Origin of the sequence: Sphingomonas sp. NFX23, from assembly GCF_049887795.1 — a bacterium.
Lineage (GTDB): Bacteria > Pseudomonadota > Alphaproteobacteria > Sphingomonadales > Sphingomonadaceae > Sphingomonas.
In genome coordinates this window covers 26,082-46,222 of the sequence record NZ_JAGEKH010000011.1, presented here as the reverse complement: position 1 = coordinate 46,222, position 20,141 = coordinate 26,082, and the positions used below count along the sequence as shown (strand labels likewise).

General features: G+C 58.0%; 27 protein-coding genes and 1 pseudogene. 9 read left to right on the top strand and 19 right to left on the bottom strand.

Features of this window, described 5'->3' with window-relative positions; translation table 11 throughout:
• Window positions 1-85: 85 nt before the first annotated feature.
• A complete protein-coding gene (locus J4O76_RS22800; protein WP_426284409.1) occupies window positions 86-817 on the top strand; it encodes a Crp/Fnr family transcriptional regulator in 732 nt (243 codons plus the stop codon).
• A gap of 2 nt (window positions 818-819) precedes the next feature.
• Here the strand turns inward: J4O76_RS22800 and J4O76_RS22795 are convergent, their stop codons facing one another.
• From J4O76_RS22795 to J4O76_RS22780, 4 genes are all read right to left on the bottom strand, one after another.
• On the bottom strand, window positions 820-1,077 hold the full coding sequence (locus J4O76_RS22795) for a DUF6894 family protein (RefSeq protein WP_426284408.1): 258 nt from the start codon (window positions 1,075-1,077) through the stop codon (window positions 820-822).
• 42 nt (window positions 1,078-1,119) lie between these two features.
• Complete coding sequence (locus tag J4O76_RS22790) at window positions 1,120-1,818, bottom strand: Crp/Fnr family transcriptional regulator (RefSeq protein WP_426284407.1); 699 nt, start codon at window positions 1,816-1,818, stop codon at window positions 1,120-1,122.
• A gap of 141 nt (window positions 1,819-1,959) precedes the next feature.
• Entirely contained in the window at window positions 1,960-2,211 is a 252-nt protein-coding gene (locus J4O76_RS22785; RefSeq protein ID WP_426284406.1) for a DUF6894 family protein, read from the bottom strand.
• Window positions 2,208-2,924: a Crp/Fnr family transcriptional regulator gene (locus J4O76_RS22780; protein ID WP_426284405.1), complete on the bottom strand. Its 717-nt coding sequence runs from the start codon at window positions 2,922-2,924 to the stop codon at window positions 2,208-2,210. The genes J4O76_RS22785 and J4O76_RS22780 overlap by 4 nt, the downstream gene beginning before the upstream one ends.
• A gap of 481 nt (window positions 2,925-3,405) precedes the next feature.
• Between J4O76_RS22780 and J4O76_RS22775 the strand changes: the two genes are divergently transcribed.
• From J4O76_RS22775 to J4O76_RS22755, 5 genes are all read left to right on the top strand, one after another.
• A complete protein-coding gene (locus J4O76_RS22775; protein ID WP_426284404.1) occupies window positions 3,406-4,209 on the top strand; it encodes a Crp/Fnr family transcriptional regulator in 804 nt (267 codons plus the stop codon).
• Window positions 4,206-4,889 (top strand): sensor histidine kinase, encoded by a 684-nt coding sequence (locus tag J4O76_RS22770; protein ID WP_426284403.1) that lies wholly within the window; start codon window positions 4,206-4,208, stop codon window positions 4,887-4,889. Before J4O76_RS22775 ends, J4O76_RS22770 begins: the two co-directional genes overlap by 4 nt.
• 69 nt (window positions 4,890-4,958) lie before the next feature.
• Complete coding sequence (locus J4O76_RS22765) at window positions 4,959-5,123, top strand: hypothetical protein (protein ID WP_426284402.1); 165 nt, start codon at window positions 4,959-4,961, stop codon at window positions 5,121-5,123.
• A 66-nt stretch (window positions 5,124-5,189) separates the two neighbouring features.
• Complete coding sequence (locus J4O76_RS22760; RefSeq protein WP_426284401.1) at window positions 5,190-5,546, top strand: hypothetical protein; 357 nt, start codon at window positions 5,190-5,192, stop codon at window positions 5,544-5,546.
• 754 nt (window positions 5,547-6,300) lie between these two features.
• Complete coding sequence (locus J4O76_RS22755; protein ID WP_426284400.1) at window positions 6,301-6,693, top strand: response regulator; 393 nt, start codon at window positions 6,301-6,303, stop codon at window positions 6,691-6,693.
• Between the two features lie 373 nt (window positions 6,694-7,066).
• Here J4O76_RS22755 and J4O76_RS22750 read toward each other — a convergent pair whose 3' ends face one another.
• On the bottom strand, window positions 7,067-7,195 hold the full coding sequence (locus J4O76_RS22750; protein ID WP_426284399.1) for a hypothetical protein: 129 nt from the start codon (window positions 7,193-7,195) through the stop codon (window positions 7,067-7,069).
• 76 nt (window positions 7,196-7,271) lie between these two features.
• Entirely contained in the window at window positions 7,272-7,577 is a 306-nt protein-coding gene (locus tag J4O76_RS22745; protein WP_426284397.1) for a hypothetical protein, read from the bottom strand.
• A gap of 166 nt (window positions 7,578-7,743) precedes the next feature.
• On the opposite strand from J4O76_RS22745, the gene J4O76_RS22740 reads away from it, so the two are divergent.
• Both J4O76_RS22740 and J4O76_RS22735 read left to right on the top strand, forming a co-directional pair.
• Window positions 7,744-7,992 (top strand): AbrB/MazE/SpoVT family DNA-binding domain-containing protein, encoded by a 249-nt coding sequence (locus tag J4O76_RS22740; RefSeq protein ID WP_426284396.1) that lies wholly within the window; start codon window positions 7,744-7,746, stop codon window positions 7,990-7,992.
• The gene (locus J4O76_RS22735) at window positions 7,985-8,374 is read left to right on the top strand and encodes a type II toxin-antitoxin system VapC family toxin (RefSeq protein WP_426284395.1); all 390 of its coding nucleotides are present in this window, start codon (window positions 7,985-7,987) and stop codon (window positions 8,372-8,374) included. Before J4O76_RS22740 ends, J4O76_RS22735 begins: the two co-directional genes overlap by 8 nt.
• A gap of 280 nt (window positions 8,375-8,654) precedes the next feature.
• Here J4O76_RS22735 and J4O76_RS22730 read toward each other — a convergent pair whose 3' ends face one another.
• The 9 genes and pseudogenes from J4O76_RS22730 to J4O76_RS22690 all read right to left on the bottom strand — a co-directional run bounded on the left by J4O76_RS22730 (window position 8,655) and on the right by J4O76_RS22690 (window position 15,844).
• Window positions 8,655-9,482, bottom strand: a complete 828-nt coding sequence (locus J4O76_RS22730) for a retropepsin-like aspartic protease (protein ID WP_426284394.1) — start codon at window positions 9,480-9,482, stop codon at window positions 8,655-8,657.
• Between the two features lie 110 nt (window positions 9,483-9,592).
• Window positions 9,593-10,483: an alpha/beta fold hydrolase gene (locus tag J4O76_RS22725; protein ID WP_426284393.1), complete on the bottom strand. Its 891-nt coding sequence runs from the start codon at window positions 10,481-10,483 to the stop codon at window positions 9,593-9,595.
• A 75-nt stretch (window positions 10,484-10,558) separates the two neighbouring features.
• The gene (locus J4O76_RS22720) at window positions 10,559-11,395 is read right to left on the bottom strand and encodes an alpha/beta hydrolase (protein ID WP_426284392.1); all 837 of its coding nucleotides are present in this window, start codon (window positions 11,393-11,395) and stop codon (window positions 10,559-10,561) included.
• A gap of 180 nt (window positions 11,396-11,575) precedes the next feature.
• Complete coding sequence (locus J4O76_RS22715) at window positions 11,576-12,340, bottom strand: anti-sigma factor family protein (RefSeq protein ID WP_426284391.1); 765 nt, start codon at window positions 12,338-12,340, stop codon at window positions 11,576-11,578.
• Window positions 12,337-12,846, bottom strand: coding sequence for an RNA polymerase sigma factor (locus tag J4O76_RS22710; protein WP_426284390.1), 510 nt, complete (start codon window positions 12,844-12,846; stop codon window positions 12,337-12,339). The genes J4O76_RS22715 and J4O76_RS22710 overlap by 4 nt, the downstream gene beginning before the upstream one ends.
• Window positions 12,846-14,360, bottom strand: a complete 1,515-nt coding sequence (locus J4O76_RS22705) for a YncE family protein (RefSeq protein WP_426284389.1) — start codon at window positions 14,358-14,360, stop codon at window positions 12,846-12,848. Before J4O76_RS22705 ends, J4O76_RS22710 begins: the two co-directional genes overlap by 1 nt.
• A 1-nt stretch (window position 14,361) precedes the next feature.
• The gene (locus J4O76_RS22700; RefSeq protein WP_426284388.1) at window positions 14,362-14,766 is read right to left on the bottom strand and encodes a DUF305 domain-containing protein; all 405 of its coding nucleotides are present in this window, start codon (window positions 14,764-14,766) and stop codon (window positions 14,362-14,364) included.
• A 604-nt stretch (window positions 14,767-15,370) separates the two neighbouring features.
• A pseudogene (locus J4O76_RS22695) lies at window positions 15,371-15,508 on the bottom strand (IS110 family transposase); the annotation flags it as partial.
• A gap of 114 nt (window positions 15,509-15,622) precedes the next feature.
• Window positions 15,623-15,844: a hypothetical protein gene (locus J4O76_RS22690; RefSeq protein ID WP_426284387.1), complete on the bottom strand. Its 222-nt coding sequence runs from the start codon at window positions 15,842-15,844 to the stop codon at window positions 15,623-15,625.
• 381 nt (window positions 15,845-16,225) lie between these two features.
• Between J4O76_RS22690 and J4O76_RS22685 the strand changes: the two genes are divergently transcribed.
• Window positions 16,226-16,693 carry a hypothetical protein gene (locus J4O76_RS22685; protein ID WP_426284386.1) on the top strand — a complete coding sequence of 156 codons (468 nt, stop codon included), beginning with the start codon at window positions 16,226-16,228 and terminating at the stop codon, window positions 16,691-16,693.
• A 223-nt stretch (window positions 16,694-16,916) separates the two neighbouring features.
• On the opposite strand, the gene J4O76_RS22680 is transcribed toward J4O76_RS22685, so the two are convergent.
• From J4O76_RS22680 to J4O76_RS22665, 4 genes are all read right to left on the bottom strand, one after another.
• The gene (locus J4O76_RS22680) at window positions 16,917-17,684 is read right to left on the bottom strand and encodes a hypothetical protein (RefSeq protein ID WP_426284385.1); all 768 of its coding nucleotides are present in this window, start codon (window positions 17,682-17,684) and stop codon (window positions 16,917-16,919) included.
• Window positions 17,685-18,114: 430 nt separating this feature from the next.
• Window positions 18,115-18,420 carry a DUF805 domain-containing protein gene (locus tag J4O76_RS22675; protein ID WP_426284384.1) on the bottom strand — a complete coding sequence of 102 codons (306 nt, stop codon included), beginning with the start codon at window positions 18,418-18,420 and terminating at the stop codon, window positions 18,115-18,117.
• A 66-nt stretch (window positions 18,421-18,486) separates the two neighbouring features.
• Window positions 18,487-18,981, bottom strand: a complete 495-nt coding sequence (locus tag J4O76_RS22670) for a MucR family transcriptional regulator (protein WP_426284383.1) — start codon at window positions 18,979-18,981, stop codon at window positions 18,487-18,489.
• 166 nt (window positions 18,982-19,147) lie between these two features.
• A complete protein-coding gene (locus J4O76_RS22665) occupies window positions 19,148-19,981 on the bottom strand; it encodes a GGDEF domain-containing protein (protein ID WP_426284382.1) in 834 nt (277 codons plus the stop codon).
• Window positions 19,982-20,141 lie beyond the last annotated feature (160 nt).

Here is a 20,141-nt window from a genome sequence, read left to right as displayed (position 1 = left end):
GTTAATGATGCTAAAGCGGGTTGGCGAGCTAACATTCATATTTGCCGAAATAGCGGGGTTCGCTCGGTAGGCAGGACAAAAACCGATGCCTGTGTCTGACAAAAACCCACTTATGCGAATGGTGGATAAACTTGCCGAGCACGCCAAAGTCTCTGATGAGGCAAGGGCGGAAATCTTACAGATGCCTTACGTTGCTAGGCAGTTCGAGCCGGGAAGCTACTTTGTCCGGGAGGGCGCTCTTGCTGATAAATGCGGCATCCTAATGACGGGCCTTGCGGTCTGCCAAAAGACAAGTGGCGCAGGCGACCGACAGATCGTTTCTATCAAGATTGCCGGAGATATACTCGGGCTGCAAAATCTCTACCTGAATACGCCAGATCATAATATTCAAGCGCTTACGCAGTGCGACATAATTATTGTAGCCAGTAAGGTTTTAAAAACCGCGTCGGAGGCATACCCTGCAGTGAGTCACGCCATCACGTTGATGATGCTGAAAGAATCCTCCATGCTTCGTGAGTTATTGTTAAATATAGGCCGACGAGATGCCCTCGCCCGTGTCGCACATTTTCTTTGCGAATTTGCAATTAGAATCGATGGCCCGGACAAAATTAATAATCGGTCCTTTGAACTTCCCATGACCCAGGAGCAGCTTGGGGATGCACTCGGGCTTACCGCTGTTCATATCAATAGAATGCTCAAGATTCTCGCACGAGATGGTTTGATAGCGCGGAATGGAAAAACTATCCGTTTCATCGATTGGGACCGTCTACAGGATATCGCCGACTTCAGTACCCGTCACCTGCATCTACATCAGTGAATCTAGAGGCGAAGTCGGCGGGCTAATTTCTCGGGCAAGGCCTCATCCATATCGACGGTATCCATTACGTTGCCGTCGCCATTGGTGATCACGAAACGACACGCTGCGATGTCCTGCCCGGCCAGGATTGCTGCGGCCCAGAGCTGCCGCGCTGCGCCTAAGGCTTCCTCGCGGGCAGCGGCCAGATCCGGCAAGTCACTCCCCTCCTCGTCTTCGATCCGCTGGGTCCCATCATCGATATGAAGGAAAAAACGGGGCATGCTCTCGGTATCCGTAAACTTGATCAGAGTTAGACTGATGGTTCAGCGTAGCTGACCGATCAAGCGCTCATATTCCGCTTCTGGTACACCGTAACCGGCACCAGCGAATTCCTCGAGCTCTTCGCGTTTGCGTACCACAATCAGTCCGCGGGTGGCCTTGATAAAGCCAAGGCCTTCGAGCGAATGCAGGGCGATCGTGACGCTGGGTCGGCGGACCCCGAGCATAAGCGCTAAAAAGTCGTGGGTCAGGGGTATTTCGTCGTCATCCTGACGATCGTGGCTCATCAGCAACCAGCGCGCCAACCGCTCTTCCACGGTATGCATGGCGTTCGACAGCGCTGTGTAAGTGGTCTGCGTCGAGTAGGCCTGAACGTAGCGTAGCAGCAGTTTTCGAATGCTAGCATGATCGTCGAGTACCTGTCGAAAAATGACTCCATCGACGCTGTAAGCCGCACCGCTAACCTGCATGAAGATGCGATGTGGGGTCCGGTCAGCATCGAGAACGAGCGGCATGCCAACAAGGCCATCGCGACCAGCGAGGCCGACTTCGATACCCTGATCGCTGCCCGCCATGGCAATGATTGAAGTCAGTCCGCTTTCCGGAAACCAAACGCGTGAGATTGGCTCGTCCGGCGATACCAGGACAGTGCCGCGCTCGAGCTCCGACCATCGCAGGTGGGCGCGCAAAACCTCTTGATCGGCGAGGGACAGAGCACGAAGAAGTCGATTATTGAAAGCCATGGTGCCCTTGCGACATCTTTCGTATGTTATGGCCCGCGGCGACGCCGGCCCCGTGTTGGTCTTGATGCAGGTTGATAGGTGCTGATTTCTACCTGAGCGAGCGTTCCGCCCTTTTTGGTTCGATACCGTACCAAACTCCGGTCAGTCAGTGCTGATAAACCGGGCAGGCAAAGCGTCACGAAAGGGGACCTTCAGGAGCATCTGCCCAGCCTCATTGGTAATCTGGAAGGCTGTCCCCAGTGGTGCCACGCCAGTCAAAATAGCGTTGGCCAGAAGCTGCCGCGCAGCCAGTATGGCCTCGTGCTTTGCGGCTGCTAGGTCGACAGCCTCAGTGCCATCCGGATCCTCGATGACGCCATTGGCAATTTGCTGGTGAAGATAGAAGCGGCTCAACCGAACGGACCGATCAGACGGCGATATTCCGCTTCAGGGGTGCCGTACATGCCATCGGCAAAGTCGATGAGCGCGTCTCGCTCCAGAATCGTGATGTGGCCGCGCCGCGCCTTGATGAACCCATACCCTTCGATCATGTGCAGGGCGGTCGTGACGCTGGGGCGCTGTACCGCCAGCATGATCGAGAGGAACTCGTGCGTCAGCGCGATGTCGTCGCCGGTCACCCGATCGTGGCACATCAGCAGCCAGCGAGCGAGCCGCCCTTCGACCGACTGATTGACGTTGGACAGCGACGTATAGCTCGTCTGCGAGATGAACACGTGGACATAGCGCAGCAGTGTCTCACGCAGCGAGGCCGACTCCTGACATGCGGCGCGCAGGCCATCGAGACTGACACGGTAGCCCTCGCCTTCTACCTGTACCATCGTGGTTTGCGGGCACTGATCGACGCCGAGCAAACAGCCAAAGCCCGACAAGCCCTCGCGGCCAAAAATCCCCGCCTCAACCCGCCGGCTGTCCGCGGTACTAACGACGATCGAGCCGATACCGCTGTTGAAGAAATGCGCATGCGTGAATGGCTCACCCGCCTCGATCAGCACAGTGCCCTTGGGCAGGTCGACGGGTTCGAGATGCGGACCGATTGCGGCGTAGGCCGCTGCATCGATGACCGACAACAGGCCATTGCGAACGAAAGATTGGGTCGGATGCGGCATACGCCCTCCGCTTGTTCGAAGGGCGAAAGCAATCGGCTTCCAGCCATCTACGCCCGGGGTCGTCCGTAGATGATGCAACACTCATACCTGACCGGGGCGTTCCCGTCAGTAAGCAACTCCGTCATCTACCATACCAAACTCCGTAAGATGCTTGGCAGGTGCGTTAACATATGTATCTTTCCTGAACATCGGCAGGAGATACACGGTGCGCGATGAAGATTACGGCTACCTGGCGAAGCGCCACGTCGTCGAACAAAATCTCGCCCGTACAGCCAAGTGCTGTGCATCGGCCGCTGCCCATCAAGGTCTGGCGAACGCATACCTTCTGCGTCTCCGGTCAATGATATTATCGCCTGCCCGATACAGGTCTGAGATGTCTTGGACATCTCGCGAGGAATGGTTGCTCGCCGAGCCCACACAAATCCGTTCAAATACAAAGCCATCCATGCGTATTCCGTATGTCGTCAAGGGGTGACTTGTCATGACCGAACTTACTGCGGCGCATGCTCATGAATCCGATCGCTACGACTATTGGCCGTCGCGAAATCTGCGCAGTACGGGGTTATGGCGTTCGCCGTTTTTGATGAAGGCGGAGCAGCGCGCGCTTGAGCGCGCAGTGATTTGGTCCAAGCGCTTCGATGCCCAAAAGGATCTGGTCTGCGAAGCTGAGAAGGCAGACAATCTGCTAATTGTCGCTAGCGGCTGGGCCTACCGCTACGCCTGCGCTCCTGACGGTGGGCGCCAGCTAACCGCCCTCCTGATGCCGGGCGATATCGCCAATCTCGACATGCTTCTGTTCGAGCGCGTCGCGTATAGCGTCCGAACGCTCACCGACGTTATCGTCGTTGCGTTGCCGCGTAATCGAGCGCTAGCTCTTGTCGACGAGCATCCCGGTATCGCCCGCACCTTCACGGGGCTCGCGATGATTGAAAACGCCATAGCCAGTAAGTGGATGCTGTCGCTTGGTCGCCGGTCAGCGCATGCGCGTATTGCCCATCTGCTCTGCGAGATCGCCATCCGCGTTGGGAATGAAGGTGAGAACGACATCACCTTTCCGTTCCCCTTGCGACAGGAGCAAATCGGTGACCTCCTTGGCCTCACAAACATCCACGTGAACCGGACGGTCCGGCAGCTGCGCAAAGACGGCTTGATCCAACTGTGTGATCGCGTGCTGACCATCCCTGACGTCGCCGCTCTGCGTTACGCAGCCGGGTTCGATCCCAGCTATTTGCATATGCACCGGCATATTGATGCTGCGGCGCGTCCGACGGCAGACATCGCATGACCCAAGGCGGTCAACGCTCCGCAGGGTTGTCGGACTCCGTCCGCAACAGCTCATCACATCTCCAGGATCACGACCTCCTGCTTCGCGAGACAAACCACAGGTGCAGCAACGACCTGCAGCTCGTCGTCAGTCTGCTGGCGCTGCAGAGCCAACGCGCGACGCACCCAGAAGCCCGTCAGGCCCTGACCGATGCTATGGAGCGGGTTTCTATACTGGCACGAGCCCGCAGTACCATGCACGGCGACCAGAAGCCGTCGATAGAGGCTGCGCTGCGCCAGGTGTGTGAGGCCCTGCATGCACAGGCGGAACCGCGGTCCATTCTGGTGTCGCTACAGGTCACCGATGACGTCGATGGCCTGACGCCGAACGAGGTGACTACTCTTGCCCTCGTCGCCAACGAGCTTGCGACGAACGCGATCAAGCACGGGTATAAGGACGGCAAAGCCGGCCATATCCGTGTCACGCTTGGCCGGACACCCGCCGGCGACGTATCGGTGATTGTCGACGATGACGGCCTGCCCTTGGTCGATACGGTGAGGCCCGATCGCAGCGGCCTTGGTCTTGGTTTGGCAAAACGGCTTACCGCTTCGATTGGTGGCCTTTTTATCCCCCCCGAACCCGGATCCAAGGCGTTCGAGCTTCGTGTGTCTGAGAAACTGCGCATCGCGCAGACTGGGTGATGCTCACGGTTGGCGAGGACAAGCCGCTCGCTACGTGGCCCCTTCAATAGGCTTGCAGGAGTAGCGTGGTTGACGAACATTCCTCTTGAGAAAGCGCGATCGATGGCAAGTGATATTGACCGTCTGATTGGGCTCGCAGACACCTATAACGATTTTGCTCTGGGCGCCCTGCTTTGCACAGTGCGTGACTATCTTGAGCCAGCGACGGATGAACAGATACCACCATCAACCTGACTTGCGGTCCTGCCCTTTTTGCTACATCTTGTTCTTTAAAAAGACGCAGGCGTGAAAGGCTAGCGGATGATCGGCAATGACCAAGTCGCCAATTTTGCTGAATTCATGCTGGCGTTCAGGCGTAGTCGTACCCAGGAGCTGCCGCGCTCTCTGTTTGGCGAACCCAGCTGGGACTTTCTTCTCGAACTGTTTGTTGCAGATGCTCGGGGTGTTCGTATGACGGGGCGAAAGATTAGTGAACGCCATCAGATCTCGCCTGCTGTAGCCTCGCGTTGGCTCACGCATCTGTCTGCCGAAGGTCTTATCATTGGCGATGGCAGCGGTGATCTGGACGACGAATTGACACTGTCAGGAACTGCGATGGAAAAGATGGAACGTCTTTTGCAGACCGCCGGCGCGGCGAAGCACGTGCTTTTTGGATAGTGGAAAATCCGCAAAGCTGACGGGCGCGGCTATGCCCCCCCGTATATCCTGCGAGCGCCGCAATGACGGTCATACACACGCGAACACGATGGCGGGCATTCTTTCGTTGAAATCATTGACTAAATATCCAATGATTTTCGATGGCTGCAATTTCTAACCCGATTACTCTGGCCCATGCGCAGGGCTTGCAGGCAGGGAAATCTGGAGAGGGGGCACTGTTGGAATGCCCATGGCCCATCCACGAGTACGAAGCATGCCTGGCGTGGTTTTCTGGCTTCGCTGTGGGAGCTTTGGCCCGATCATCTAACGCCCCGGCACGGGGACGTCTCAGCTACGCTCCCGATGGCACTGCTTCCTGATCCTTCCCAGCGCCAGCATCACAAGGGAACGCTGGGAACACTCTAAACGCCGAACAGTTTTATATTAGCTGGAAGCGTCCTGCCCTTTTGGGGGGAACGGCGGTGAAAGCTCGCAATGCCCTGTTGGTCTTTAGATCGGCAGGGCATTTTCGTAAATATGTGCGGAACCGATGCCGCCCCGCGCTGTTGTAGTTATAACCGGTAGGACACTTGCCCCCCCCTTGGTTCCGCTGGTTCTAAAGCGCCCCGCTGCTCCCCCCGCAGCGGGGCATTTCATTTTCTGCGTCCTGGCGGACAACTGGCCAATTGGGATTCTGCATCCGCAGCGATGGCTTAGAGATGTCAAAGTCAGAGATACGACGGGGCCGTTTTCGTACGTGACGGGTTAGTGCGGCATGTCCCTATCAACAGTTCCCTATGCACTTGCCGTTGACGATGACCCGTTCATCCTCATGGATGTCACAGGCATTCTCGAAGATGCGGGTTTCCGCACCTATGAAGCGGATAACGGCGACGCTGCGATCGCCATGCTCCCTGAGTACGCGCATGCAATCACCCTGCTCTTCTCAGACGTCGATATGCCGGGCGATACTAACGGGTTCGCGCTCGCCCACCACGTGGCGGAGAACTACCCTTGGATCGAGATCGTCATCGGCAGCGGCCACCTCCGGCCGAAGGCGGGTGACTTGCCCGAAAAGGCGACATTCGTCTCCAAGCCGTTCAATGCGCAGATGATCCATGGCCATCTCCGCGAGACCCTCCCCGATGGCAAGCTGCCGGAGCCTTAAAAAAAAGCTGTCTAGGCGGGCATCAGCAGGCCTAATAGAAATATCTGCATGATATACTAGTATGATCGACCATGAGGCAGACCTATATTTTGGTCTAGTTCGTCTCGCCTAGGCAGTTGATCCGCGACGGTAGATCTCGCCAGGGAAACGGTTATCCGTCCTGGAGCGTTTTCATTACTGACGCGAGGTTCCCGTTGACCACGACATAATTGCCCTCCTCAAAGTTTACAGCACTTGCTTCATTGCCGCCCCTGAAACGGCGCACAAAGTTTACGCGATCCACGTTCACAACGATCGGATCGCATTCAGGACTGTGAAATTCCACGTAACCGTTCACTCGTATCCCCCAACGACCGCGCCTAATTGCACTGCGTCACACATTGTCGGCAGTGTCCGGCGATCTAGCGGCAATCAAAGACGCTATTCCCGCTTCGTCGATCGTCCGATTTTCCCACGTGTCTTCCACCGCGATCGACTTTTCGTCAGCACGCATCGCGATCATTTCCGCGGCGGTAGCGAGCGCTTCGTCGAAGCTATTTCGATAAACCCCAGCGTGGACATCTCGCCATCTTTACGGATTACGTAACGCATTGAGTTAGCTCCTGTTGATTGGGATCACTAACCCAACCCAATCCTTCCTGAGCTACGGACGCGATCACCGTTCCGTGTTGATCGTGAAAGCGTCCGTGAACTAGCCCCCTACCAGCCGACGCCGTTGGACTGTTGATCGTATGCAGTAGCCACGTATTGAAGTCGAACGGGCGGTGGAACCACAGGGCATGGTCCAGGCTCGCAAGCTGGAGGTTAGCCGCATTCCATTTCAGACCATGGGGCTGAAGCGCCACGGGAAGCAATTCGAGGTCAGAAGCGTACGCGAGGAGCACGTGGCTAACCAAGCTTACGGAGCCTTTGGAGCTAGGGATGGCAGTATGAATGCTCCAGAGGCGACCATGGCACGAAATCCGATCTTGACGCTGATTTCGCCCGTGACACCCAACTATGAAACCGATACCCGTCCCGTCATTAGGTCAGAACAAGAAGGACTGCCGAATGGAAGCGCAACGGGTCAAAATCGTTGAGGGTGGCAAACTGGTGATACCTGCCCTGATGCGCCGTGAACTAGGCATCGGCGCTGGTGATACGGTGATGGTCGATATCGACAATGGCGAACTGCGGGTACGATCGGTGTCAAAGGCTCTCGAACGCGCCCGTGCTATCTTACGGCGCCATATTCCCGAAGGTTCAAACCTGGCCGACGAGCTCATCGATGACCGTCGTGCCGAGGCAGAGCATGAGTAGTAAGATCGTACTAGATGCCTCGGCACTGCTTTGCTTACTCAATGACGAACCCGGCGCTGACCGGGTGGCAGAGGTTCTAACCCGCTCGCTGATCGGTGCAACGAACCTTGCCGAGGTCGCATCCAAGCTGCGTGAGCGCGGTCTTTCGCTCGATGAGGTTCGGGAAGCCTTGGGCGGGCTGCACCTTGACGTTCGACCACTGACGTCGACACAGGCGATGCTGATCGGCGACCTACGTCCGGCCACCCGGTCGCTTGGTCTGTCACTGGGCGATCGCGCGTGTTTGGCGCTGGCGATCGAGCTAGATGCAGACATCTATACAACGGACGCCGCCCTGACGAAGGCGGACGTCGCTATCACCGCAACCAATGTTCGAACGTAGCTGACCGCCCGGCAGTACAGCCGGTATCCCCCCTACGTTCCAGTCTGCCGTTAGCCCGGCGCTCATCAACGGTGCCGTCTAGGTACACGCCTCTGGCGTAATTTGCAGCACGGCCGCGGCAAACGATTGTCTTATCAGGGTGGTATCAATGTGACATGTGCTACGATCGAACGCGGTCCGCCAAAACGCGGTTGTGGGACAGGGTATACCTCGATTGACGCTCTGCTTGATCAGCATGGTGGCCTTTATTTCGCAACGTCGTTGACGTGTCGCGTAGCGCTTAAATCGTCGAGCCGCAGAAAGCCTTCGCGCCTCGAGCAGCTGCAAACGGCACAGTACGCCAAATGTTTGCCCCGATAATCATCCCCGGCTTGTCCTTGAGCCCAAAGCCTTCAAACACCGCCAAGTCGCTCAGACGGGCAGTAAAAGCAGGCAGCGCCTTTGATCCGATCGTCCCGTCGGCGATCGTTGCCTTGTATGACGCGGTGATCGCCCTTGGGTCGAAGCCCACCACCCCTTTTGCGGCACTGACGCCACTACCGTTCTTCGATAATCCCGAAGCCGACGCGGCAGGCCAATTCAGAATTGTAGCTCCCGCTCCGGTATCGACGATGCCCAGGGCATGAACGCCCCCATGCAGCGACACTGGTACGGACAGAAAGCCATTTGCCCCGCCAGGCCGAGCTAACAGCGCGTTGTCGATGCATCGTCCCCACCGGCGTGGATCAGGTCGAGCAGCGTCGATCAGGGAAAGGCGCCCATTGGGGACATCAAAAACGTAGGAGTAATGCGAAAGGACATCGCTACCCAGTATGCCGTCGTAATGCTGGTCAGACTTGTCGCTGAACTGCGCCATGTCGGTGACGACCACGTCAAGGTTGTGGAAGCTGAAGCCCGCGATCTTGAACCTGCGCAGCCGAGCATTTTGAAACGACGACTGAGCGCCGCTGGCACCCTGCACATCGCTGGTCCCGGACGCGGCCTCTGAAAAACGGGGGGCAAGCGCCTGATCAATCACCGTCGCGCCCGCGGCGGTATCGACAATGAAGCGGTACGGATGACGGTCGGCGCCCAACCTCACTTCGACAACCGCCCAATCGCCGCGCATGACTAGAGCGGTAGAATGCTGCGATGCCGAACGCGCCGCAAGCGGTGCCCAACAGCCAAGAAGCGCTGCGATCATCGAAGCACCAGTACAAGACCGACCGATCAACGCTCTCACCGCGCGTACCCCTGTTCAGCAAAATGGGCGATTACGACACCTGCCACCGCAGCTGGCGCTTCACGGGCAGGAAAGTGTCCAGCGCCATCGACGACGATCCGCTGATACCCACCGGTAAACCACTGTTCCTGACCCTCGGACTCCTCAGGCGGGTCACACTGGTCGTCACCCCCCTGGATCATCAAGGTCGGGACGCCGAGCCGTTCCGTAGCGTCTACCTCCGCGCGTTGCAGAGCATAACGGGCGTCCAGCGCTTCAGGCTGCCAGCGGTGCCGATAGCCATGCAGCGTGATCGCGACCCAGTCGGGGTTGTCGAAGCTTGAGGCCGCGCTTTCAAAGTCAGCATTGGTGTACCAGCCAGGCGGACTCCAGGTGTCCCACTGCGTACGCGCGAAGCCGAGCGGATCCGAGGCCACCTTCATTGCCCCCGCTTCCGACGTCATAAGCCACTGGTACCACCAGCGTCGGCACTGATCGAGGGACGGCACCTCATACCGCCCCCGTGGCGTGTAACCTATGGCGAGAACCGCCATAGCGGCCAGTTGCTCCGGTGCCAGGGCCGCCATCGCATATGCTGCACGCCCTCCCCAATCGTGGCCAACGACCGCAAATCGCTCGATACCGAGCCCGTCGGCGAAGTCGAAGGCGTCCTGTGCGATCGCGACCGAGCTGCCGTCGCGCATGATATCGGGTGATCGAAAGCGTGTTTGGCCGAAGCCACGCAGCCACGGAGCGTACCATCGATAGCCTGCCCCCTCGAGCGCCGGGGTGACGCCTGTCCAACCAGTCGGATCGTCAGACCAACCATGGAGAAGAAGTAATGGGGGGCCATGCTCTGGCCCCCCGCTCAGATAGCCGATCTCAAGCAATTCCGTGCGAACGATCATCGGCTTCTCCCGTCTGGCAACTCATGGACATCCTGGATCAAGTCGGCTGGTTGTCCTGCCAGACCGCCTCGTAATTCATCCGCCATGCGCGTCCATCCACCGACTTATCTTCGCAATCACCTGATCCTCGATGCCGTTATAGCCATGAGGCGTGAGAGAGCCGCAATTTTTGGCGGACCGGTTAGAACCGCCCGTCACTATCAGCACTTGGACGTCACGGCTCATCGTCATCGCCCGAGCGATTTGTGAGGCGGCCTCTGGCGGGGCCACATTGCACTGGTCGTCCTGATTGGCGACGATCAGAGCAGGCGCGCGGACGAGCTCGGGACTGGCGCTAAAAACTGTCTCCCCGCTTCCCCCCATTACCGATACGGATTCAGTGAGTATGACACCGGCGATGGTACCCGCAGTTGCATGTGCAGCAGCGTTTACCGCCGCGATTGACCCTTGGCTGGTGCCAAGCAAGAAGACAGGACCGTTTACTTGCCTGTGCGCGAGCTTGACCAAGTCGTTGACCACGCTGGCGTAACCCGGTGAACTACGGATTCCCCTGAGGTTCGCGTGGCCGATCGTATCCGGAATGAGGACCGTGAAACCGCGTCGCGCCCACATCGTACGGGTCCGCACGACGAAATTATCGCTGTGCCGAATGTCGGCGCTTCCGGTGAGACCAACATCGCCTGCTCCCCCAGGAAGCATGACAATCGCCGCACGCGCACCTGGAGGAGCGACCAGCAGCACTTTCTGCGTTTCGCCCTGACGAAGCCGCAACTCGACTAATTGCTCGGATACACGCAATGGATTGGCGAGGCGCCGATCATGACCTTGCGCAGCAGCTGGATTCGCAAAGGTCGTCGGTGTCGCCACCATAAACAGTGACGCCATCGTCAATATGGCCGTCGTATTTGTCATAAGGTCACGGCTCAATCCTTCTAACTGCGATGTTTGTTACTGGGCGATCTCAGATGACCGCCTAATGACAAGTGACAGCGCAATCGTGTTAGAAACATCTCTATGGAAAACCGCTGCAATGCGATTACTCGGCCCTTCCTGCCACACCAGGGAGAAGTTCAGCGTCGATCTGATGGAATTTCAGACACGTTGCGACTGGCGCCGCACCGCCTCTGCAACCGACTGGAGTTCTGTTGCTGGCCGGGCGGCAACTATGCTGAAGCCAACACCACGATCAGCCCAACTCACCCGACCGAGGTCACCGTCCGCGCTCTCCGTCATGCGAGCCGCCTTGTCGATCTCCATAGGGCGGGTCACCACAGCGAGCCGGGTTGACGAAGGACCGTCATAGAGAAACATCGCGGCGGGACCGTGCGGCGTTGCGACCAGACGGCCTCCGGCAAATCGGTACCCCGCCGCAGCGAGGTCGGGGACGGCTACACGGCTACCGAGCCGTTCAGACGCCCAGCTGACAAGCTCGGCCTGAGCCTGGGGTCCAAACTCGGCCCCACGCTGCGCATCGATAGCGTAAACTCGGTAATTGTCCGTCGCTTCCTGCGCCAGTGCACCGATGCCGGCACGCGGTGGTAGCGTCGAGTTGCGCATACCCCAACCGCCACCGAAACCGACCGCAAGTAGCAGTGCAGCGGCGATCGCCTGCCACCACTGTGGCCTCGTTTGATGGTGCGATACAATCGTGCCGACCCGCATCGCCGACGGGATCGGCTCGGTCGACACGGAGGCGAACATGCCCGCAATGGCGGCTCGGTGCTCCGCTTGCAGAGCAAGCCGTCGCGCGACATCTGGATTATCAGCGAGATAACCATCGACGGTCGCGTGCCGCTCTGGGGTCAGGCGGCGATCGACCCAAGCCATGAGATCGTCTTCGCCGATCGGGGTCGTCATTTTACTCTCCGCAATTTTGGACGTTCACCAGCGCCGATCAGCTCAGATAGACGATCCCGCCCCCGCGAAAGGCGCGACATGAGCGTGCCGGTCGGTACGCCGAGGATGGCTGCAGCCTCCGCATAAGACAGGTCCTCTACCGACACGAGCAAGATCGCGGCACGCTGGTCTGCTGGCAAGATATCCAATGCGCGCATGAGGTCGTTGTGTTCGATCCCTGTCGATTGTTCGGCCGGTACCGCAAGCACCGCGTCGGCGACCGTGTCGATTGCTACCGGCGTGCCACGCCGCGCCTGTCGCCTGCCATGATCGACCAACAGATTGTGCAGAATCGCATAGAGCCAGGGACGCACCGCGTCGCCATGACGCTTACGCCAAGATCCAACGGCTCGCTCGAGACAATCCTGTACGAGATCGTCCGCCGTCGCGGCATCTCGAAGCCAAGCGCGGGCATATCGTCGAAGGCCAGGGATCAGGGGCTCGATCAAGGCGGCGCGTGCGTCCATCAGTTCTGCTGCACTTGCAAGACTGAGCCTGGAACACCGCCATTACTCTCCGCCACCACCAGAAAGCGTCGCTCGGAGACCGTTTTAGCGGTGACGATCTGTCGGATTGGTCCGGAAACGTTGACGACCGCCGAGCCTGCGGGGTTCGTCATGAAATTTGCCAAGGGTTCGAGCTCTCCCGACCCGTCGGCTTTGCCGGCCAGTGCAAGAATATACGAACGCTTGGGTGCCAAGCCGGTCACCGATCCCTGTACCACCTGGATCAGGCCCTGATCGAACAACGTGATACTCGTCGGGCTCGCTACCGCGTTGCCGGGCGCTGCAAGTATCAGGTGGGTGGCGTTCCCGGCCGTGCCGAGTGGCTGAAGGTTGGCCGTGCCTGGACCATCGGGAACGGCGTTTGGAACGTAGGCGATCGCCTGCGGTGCCTGCCCAATGGGGATCGTACCGGTCACCACGTTGCGTGCCGTATCTATGACCGCCAGCTTGTCGTCGTTCTCAAGCCCTACGTAGATGCGCTTGCCGTCTCCGGACGGCCAGATACCGTGCGGAAGCTTCCCAACGGGGATAGTCGCGACCTGACTGAAATCCTTGGTCCGAAATACTTTGACAAGGTTTAGACCGCCGACGGTCACATAGGCGAATTGCCCCTTCGATGTGACCGCAAAATTGACGTGATTTGTAATCGGACCGGTATCGAGCACCTTCTGGATCACAAAGGGGGGCTTGGCGTCGAAGGCGACCGTCTTGCCGACGTCCTTGAGCGTGAACCATACCTGCTTGCCATCAGGGCTGGCCGAAATGTTCGGGCAAAATGGACTAGGTTGCTGCACCCTCCCCACTTCCTTGTGGGTCGCGACGTCGAACACCACCAACTCCGGGTTGAACGACGAGCATACATAGCCGTATTTTCCGTTGGGAGAGAATATGGTCATGCCGGGACCGCCGGGCGTCTTGATCCGGCTCGTCTCTTCGTACGTCTTCGGATTTAGCACCGAAATATAGTCCTCGCCTCGGACCGTCGCCCACACTTCCTTGCCGTTTGGCGTGAAGAACGCTTCATGCGGGCTGCGGCCGATGTAGGTCGTATGCTTGACCGAGTTCGTTGCGGTGTCGATCCAAGTGATAGAGTTCGAACCGATCGAGACGACCGCAAGAGTCTTGCCGTCCGGCGAGAAGCCGAGACCGTGAACGAGCACTTGCCCTTTGTAGAGCGGGCTGAAATTACCAGGTTGCGGATCACCCAACTTGATGACGCCGAGCAAGGTGTTCGTTGACGGGTCGGTCACCGACACCGTGTTCGAGAATTGCTCCGCCGCATAGACCCGGTCGCCGCTGCCGACCTTCTGATTTTCGCGATCCCAAGGCGCCTGCCCGTGCTTCCCGTCGGTTTGATCGGTTGCAGAGTCGTCATAGACGATTGGGATGTCGAGCGCGGCTGGCGCCGCCCAAACGCCCGGTTGCGCGGAGGCAACGCTGGCAAAACTTGCCGACAGTAGAAAAAGTCGCTTCATTTCAAGGCTCCAGGTGCGGATGGGGAAGGCCAGACTGCTGAGTAGGAACTGGAGCCGACGGCGGGAGCGGCTGGCCAAGCGCAAGGCGCATGGCGGCGATCTCCTGCTGCTGGTCGACAATGATCTCTTGCGCGATGCGTTTGAGTTGCTCGCTCTTGCCGTATCGAAGCTCAGCCACGGCCATGTCGATGGCACCCTGATGATGCGGTAGCATCATCGTCACGAAGTCCGCATCTACATTGCCTGACGGGGCGACCATCATGCCGGCCATCATCCGCTCCATCGCGGCGTTGACCTCGGTCAGATAAGGCTTTTCATCATTCGCAACTGTTGCGAAGGCGGCACCGCCCCCGAAAGCAAGAACTATGGCTATGGTAAAGCGGACCAATGATCGGGTGGCAGGCAAGATTGTCTCCTACGCAGAGTCGGTATGTCAGCTTAGACGTCGCCACCCGGCAGTTTATTCCCCGTCACGTGATATTTTTTCAATTCGGGTGCCAGCGTCCTAATGAAGTGACGTTTGCCAGTGTAGCTTTGTCTAGCCAGCCGACTTCAGTCATGAGCCCCTTCGAGGGGAGTGGCCATATGCAAACGCTAAGCATTGGCGCTAGATGCTACGATGAAAGATATGCTTTTATATCGAAAACGTGACGTGCATCAGGGTATGGCCAGTAAACACTATGGTTTTTCCAGCATCGCATCGCATCGCATCGCTTGCTCCGCGATTGCAAAACTTCGACCAAGACCTTCAAATCTTCGTTAATTTCGGTTTCAAGCCACGCCCAGCAGCGTGAGCAACCCAAAACTGATCCCGCCAAGACCGATAAGCGACAACACGACAGCCCCGGGTGACGCGGCCGCCAGCTTTCGCAACGGCGCGAACATCTACCCCAAGACCCAGCGCCGCCATGGATACGACCGTGAGTAGTGTCGCGATCTGCTGATCGGCATGATAGCGACGGACGGGATTAGCCGACGCGTCAGGCACGATGGCTGCCTCCACCAGGGCCCGGCGCATGCTTGCGGATCAATGCCGCCAGAAGCTGTGGATCCGAGGGACACTTACCACGCCAAACACGCTTGCCGTCACGCCGAATGGATACGGCAGTCTCTTTCAAGGAAACGTCTAGCCCGATATACTCGTCCATGGCTGTTCTCCATCAGATGCTTGGGCCCGGCTTCGGATCGTGAGCCCGTACTTCCATCTTATCGGGGAACAGCCACCAGCTTGCATCATGAACGCTAAGGCTTCGCTCCCGCGATTACCCCATGTTTATGAACGCATTGCGCGACGCGACCCGTTTCCAGCGGCGCGTCTGCGCGAGTTTCTCCTCGCCGTTGATCGCCATCGCGAACTGCATGTAGCTCGGCACGTCGAGCCGGCAGTTGATCGCGTCCGCTTCTGACGTAGCAGCAGGACCGACGTTCGGGCTGCCGGCGTTCTGAAGTACCAGAGCTAATGTCACCGCATAGAGGATAGTCATGCGCACTCCATAAACGTGTCGTCGGCATTTGCCAGGAAACGAGCGGCGAAAGAAACCGGAGCGAGCTAGCAGTCTGAACCGCGAAGCTATTGATCTGCAAAACATGAGCTCGACACGTTCGGCGCGCGCAAAGATTTATTTGGCGAGTCGCGTCGCTCTTTCCGCCTCCCCAATTCCACCGTTCACCAACCAACCAAAGTCGACTCGGGTCGGTCGGGACGATCACTGGGGAGGATCTGGGTAGTGGAACCCCGCCGAACACCGATCAGGATCGATTTCTGGTGGCGCGTCCGTATTGACGGTATCAGCCAGCTGGCGCGAGCGACCTGTTTATAGCATTGGTCGCCTGATATGAGGCGTTACTATTTGTCTTGCGTCGAGATGATGCTTGCGTTGGCGCTGGCGCGAGCGGCGCTGGCCGCGCCGCCCGCCGTCCATACGCCCGCTCCCGGAAGCCCAGAACGCACCGCGATCGTCAAGACACTCCACGCGGGTGACGATAGTGCACAATCGCGTTTCACCTTCCGCGCGTTTCGCGTCCTTTTGGCAGGCCCGGATGGGATCGCGTATGTTCGCGGTGAAGGACCGGTTGGGACCTTCCATGCCATTCTGAAGCACGACGTCCAGGCTGGGTGGCGCAAAGTTTGGGGCGAGGGTGATGGCGGCAGCAACAGCTGCGAGATCGGCGCGCGGCATTATGCCTGGGCCCTGCAGCTTCTCCGGACCTACACGGTTACTCCCGACGCGATTTTTCCGGGCATCGTCGCGCGAACCGGGCACTTGCAACGCCTGGCGAAAATGGAGCCCGACGTGCAATGCGTCGGTGATCTGGACGGCGGGCCGAGCTGATCGCGGGACGTTGACGCGACCTGTCCGGCGTTATTGCAGTAGGCAGTATATAATAATCAATGATGTATGATATTTTAACGCTAACCTGATCAACATAAAGTACTTATCCTGACCATCGCCAGGCAGGTACTTTGATCTCGACGTTTTTACGTGGGCTTCCGGTGTAGGCTTTCCCTTGAAGCGGGTCATCTTCGTGCTGCCGAACATGGCAAGGATCAAACCGTCATGCGCCCGCTTTCTTTGCGGCGATGGCGCGCGCAGACAGCGGCACGGACTGAGGTAGAAGAGAGAGTGCGTATGCAGCCAAGGGCACGGCACCGAGATTGGCAGTGAAATTTAGTAGCGATCCGTGGAAGGTGAAGTTGAGATTGACGGTTCCCCTGCCCTGCCTGACATCGACGCATTCGATCTCGCCGTAACGACGTTCGCGCTCGCAAACGACACGGAAACGAATGCCGCCAGGTTCGATCACGAGGAGCGGTTTGGCGTTGTTCGACGCGATCGCATACCACCACGGCAGGCCGCGGACTCCCGTGAAGGTCGCGAGTACGGGTATGGTCGCCGCGCCTGCCTCGTCGACGGTGATATTGGCGACCACGGCTCTTTCGTAGGCGCTGCGTCCCAGTCGCAACGACAGCCAGGCCATTCCGCGGTATGTCGCATATAGTAGTCCGACGAACGCCATGAGTTGCAGGCCGAAAACCAGCGCAAACCCCAGGATTGCCCACGCACCTTCAGGTCGTTTTATCGAGTTGGGTACCGCTTTCTGGACGGCTTCCTCGCATGGTCCGATAAAGCGATTTATTGTCTCGACGCGTTGCGCCCACTGCGCCGGCTTGCCTGCCTGTTCCAGGTGACTTTCGGTGGCGAAGCGATATCGGCGGCTTAGATCCCCCGACAATTCTCGCTGTATGATCCAAAGCGTACCAGACTGGCCAATTTGACATTCACCTTTGGAAACCATCCCGGCGGTCGTCTTGCTGATTTTCAACGCGGTACAGTTCGCCGGCCATAAGTTCATTGAGTGCAACGGCGCATCAGCAGGTGCACAATATCGAACTGGTTGACCTACCCACGCACCGGCGACGTTGGTCCGGGTCTCCCATATTCCCGCCCGCTGCGCCTGGCTGGTTGCGGGCACGCAGGCCAGAAAACCTAGAAGCAGCCGGAACCACCGCATGACCGGGCGTGGATAGCTCAGAATGATCCTTATCCATTTTAACATACAGATTCTTCTGATGAGCAAGCGCACCTCTATCAAGCTTATCCGGTGCGAAGGGCGGTCCCGCAGATAATCGCTAGAGTTCGCGGAACTGATTTGAGGCTTGGCTGCCTGTCAAAGAGAGCATTACCATCATTAATGCCAAGTATACCGCGAACGTCCAAGTCAGTGCAGTTTCGATTGCACGTATGCCGTCTTCCTATTGGCTAGGGCTCGTTTTAATTCCGAGCGTAGCAACAAGTAGCACGCCTAGGATCGATAATCCGATTGCGAACAAGACGATCATACAGGCGGGGATGGCAATCAGCGGTATTAGCCAGGCCCCAGACCTACCAATGTCATGAAGCCTACGGACGGCGCAACTCGATAATGGTAAGAACAATAGGCAGCCGACCAGTGTGCCAAGGGGAGGCAGAACGACGCTTGTCACGAGTACGATGAATAATACCGTCATCGCAAACGGCCAAAACTCACGGCGCCCGGCGCGTCCGCTGAAATCTTGCATACTTACGAAAGGGGGTCAGTGAGTGGTGCATAAGGTAACGCGTTAACTCACTGCCCCCGCTTTGCGTTAGGCCTCTTCAGTCGTCTTGGTTGCCCGGGGCTTGCGAGGCGCCTTCGAAGCTTCGTCAGTAGGCTTTGTCGCAGTCGGACCAGGCTTGCGTCCCAAGCCGATCGACTTCGCCATTGTCCGGCGTGCTTCCGAGTAGGTCGGCGCGACCATCGGATAATCGGCCTTGAGGTTATAACGGGCGCGATATTCCTCCGGCGTCAGGCCGTTGGTCGCAAGGTGGCGACGCAGGGTCTTATACGGCTTGCCGTCGATCAGCGAGATGATGTGATCTGGCGAGGACAGCGACTTGCGCGCGGTTACGGCCGGCTCATAGGTCTGCGCAGGTTCCCCCGCAGGAACGGGCGCAGATGTGCCTGAGAGCTGCGATACTGCGGCATGCATAGAGATTAGAAAGGCAGGCACGTCGTCTGCATTGGTGCGGGTGTTAGGGTTTGCCAACCACGCGGCCGTCAGTTCAGCAGCCAATTCGACCGCGTTGGTATCATCGTTCATCAGTATCTCGCTTGAAGTTGAGGGCTCGTAGTCAAGCGAAAATACCTGAAATTCAAGCTAGTGCAAATCTCAAATTTGGAATTACGATTTATATTAGTATCTCGAAAATGTCAATCGGGCAGCGCGTGCCTGAGTAGCTGTTCCACCAGGCGAATACCTACAGAAGTTACCGGTAACTTGGGGCCGATTCAATGTTGAACCTCCATGAGCTCTTCCCCGCCTGTTTGGCGCCATACATGGTTAGATCGGCGGTGAGCAATGTTTGCGCAAAATCAGTTCCTGTTGCCGCCCCCAGGCTGCATGTTGCCGGCACGTCAGTTGATTGAAGCGCCGCCATGATAGCGCGGTGGATCTTACCACTTTTCCTCTCTGCAGAAGCCTGGTCGCGAACTGCGAGACAGAAGGCGAATTCGTCACCCCCCAGCCGTGCCGTGATGTCGTAAGGGCGAACGGCGGAAGCAAGCGCTGTTGCTACGACGCGTAAAACCTCATCACCGGCCGCATGACCGTGTTGGTCGTTTACCGCCTTGAAATCGTCTACGTCGATCACACCGCATAGGAGAATCCGATCGTCACGCGCACTTGCTAATTCCAGGCGAGCGCATTCGATCTGAAAGGCTCGTCGGTTGCCGAGGCCTGTGAGGTGATCGATGCTTGCTGTGGCCCGCTCCCGATCGAAGGTTCGCCGGAACGCGCTTACGAACAGAATGATAAAGAGTACCCCGAAGGCTCTCGCACCTACATTCCAGATAGCGGTTGCAGTAGGGACGGTCGACGCCTGCGCGGAGAGGCCGTCTCCAAAGCCATTGAGATACAGGGTTACAGCCACGCCCAGCAGACCTGACAGCAACCCTGCGACCCGGCCGAGACACCATACGGTAAAGCATAGTGGCAGCAGGTAGACCGTATTCAGAGAGAAGTGCGGTCCGGTGGATCCGTCCAGGATGAATACGATTACCCAAATAATCGTCAGTCCGACGGCAGCTCCCGAACGGTTCAAGTCCGCCGATTTACGGAGCGCAAGCTCCAATGGCGTCAACTGTGATTGAGGATTTCTCGAAGTTGGGGAGATCGTTCGGCGCATTCCGTCCTCAACTCGCATGGTCGCGGACGCCTTTGAAACGGCCTGTGATCATGGAAACTAGCACGTTGATACAGTC

Excerpts from the sequence above, each read along its gene's own strand:
- J4O76_RS22800 (WP_426284409.1), top strand. The coding sequence starts at position 86 with ATGCCTGTGTCTGACAAAAACCCACTTATGCGAATGGTGGATAAACTT.
- J4O76_RS22795 (WP_426284408.1), bottom strand. The coding sequence starts at position 1,077 with ATGCCCCGTTTTTTCCTTCATATCGATGATGGGACCCAGCGGATCGAA.
- J4O76_RS22790 (WP_426284407.1), bottom strand. The coding sequence starts at position 1,818 with ATGGCTTTCAATAATCGACTTCTTCGTGCTCTGTCCCTCGCCGATCAA.
- J4O76_RS22780 (WP_426284405.1), bottom strand. The coding sequence starts at position 2,924 with ATGCCGCATCCGACCCAATCTTTCGTTCGCAATGGCCTGTTGTCGGTC.
- J4O76_RS22775 (WP_426284404.1), top strand. The coding sequence starts at position 3,406 with ATGACCGAACTTACTGCGGCGCATGCTCATGAATCCGATCGCTACGAC.
- J4O76_RS22770 (WP_426284403.1), top strand. The coding sequence starts at position 4,206 with ATGACCCAAGGCGGTCAACGCTCCGCAGGGTTGTCGGACTCCGTCCGC.
- J4O76_RS22760 (WP_426284401.1), top strand. The coding sequence starts at position 5,190 with ATGATCGGCAATGACCAAGTCGCCAATTTTGCTGAATTCATGCTGGCG.
- J4O76_RS22755 (WP_426284400.1), top strand. The coding sequence starts at position 6,301 with ATGTCCCTATCAACAGTTCCCTATGCACTTGCCGTTGACGATGACCCG.
- J4O76_RS22750 (WP_426284399.1), bottom strand. The coding sequence starts at position 7,195 with ATGATCGCGATGCGTGCTGACGAAAAGTCGATCGCGGTGGAAGACACG.
- J4O76_RS22740 (WP_426284396.1), top strand. The coding sequence starts at position 7,744 with ATGGAAGCGCAACGGGTCAAAATCGTTGAGGGTGGCAAACTGGTGATA.
- J4O76_RS22735 (WP_426284395.1), top strand. The coding sequence starts at position 7,985 with ATGAGTAGTAAGATCGTACTAGATGCCTCGGCACTGCTTTGCTTACTC.
- J4O76_RS22730 (WP_426284394.1), bottom strand. The coding sequence starts at position 9,482 with ATGCGCGGCGATTGGGCGGTTGTCGAAGTGAGGTTGGGCGCCGACCGT.
- J4O76_RS22725 (WP_426284393.1), bottom strand. The coding sequence starts at position 10,483 with ATGATCGTTCGCACGGAATTGCTTGAGATCGGCTATCTGAGCGGGGGG.
- J4O76_RS22720 (WP_426284392.1), bottom strand. The coding sequence starts at position 11,395 with ATGACAAATACGACGGCCATATTGACGATGGCGTCACTGTTTATGGTG.
- J4O76_RS22715 (WP_426284391.1), bottom strand. The coding sequence starts at position 12,340 with ATGACGACCCCGATCGGCGAAGACGATCTCATGGCTTGGGTCGATCGC.
- J4O76_RS22710 (WP_426284390.1), bottom strand. The coding sequence starts at position 12,846 with ATGGACGCACGCGCCGCCTTGATCGAGCCCCTGATCCCTGGCCTTCGA.
- J4O76_RS22705 (WP_426284389.1), bottom strand. The coding sequence starts at position 14,360 with ATGAAGCGACTTTTTCTACTGTCGGCAAGTTTTGCCAGCGTTGCCTCC.
- J4O76_RS22690 (WP_426284387.1), bottom strand. The coding sequence starts at position 15,844 with ATGACTATCCTCTATGCGGTGACATTAGCTCTGGTACTTCAGAACGCC.
- J4O76_RS22685 (WP_426284386.1), top strand. The coding sequence starts at position 16,226 with ATGATGCTTGCGTTGGCGCTGGCGCGAGCGGCGCTGGCCGCGCCGCCC.
- J4O76_RS22675 (WP_426284384.1), bottom strand. The coding sequence starts at position 18,420 with ATGCAAGATTTCAGCGGACGCGCCGGGCGCCGTGAGTTTTGGCCGTTT.
- J4O76_RS22670 (WP_426284383.1), bottom strand. The coding sequence starts at position 18,981 with ATGAACGATGATACCAACGCGGTCGAATTGGCTGCTGAACTGACGGCC.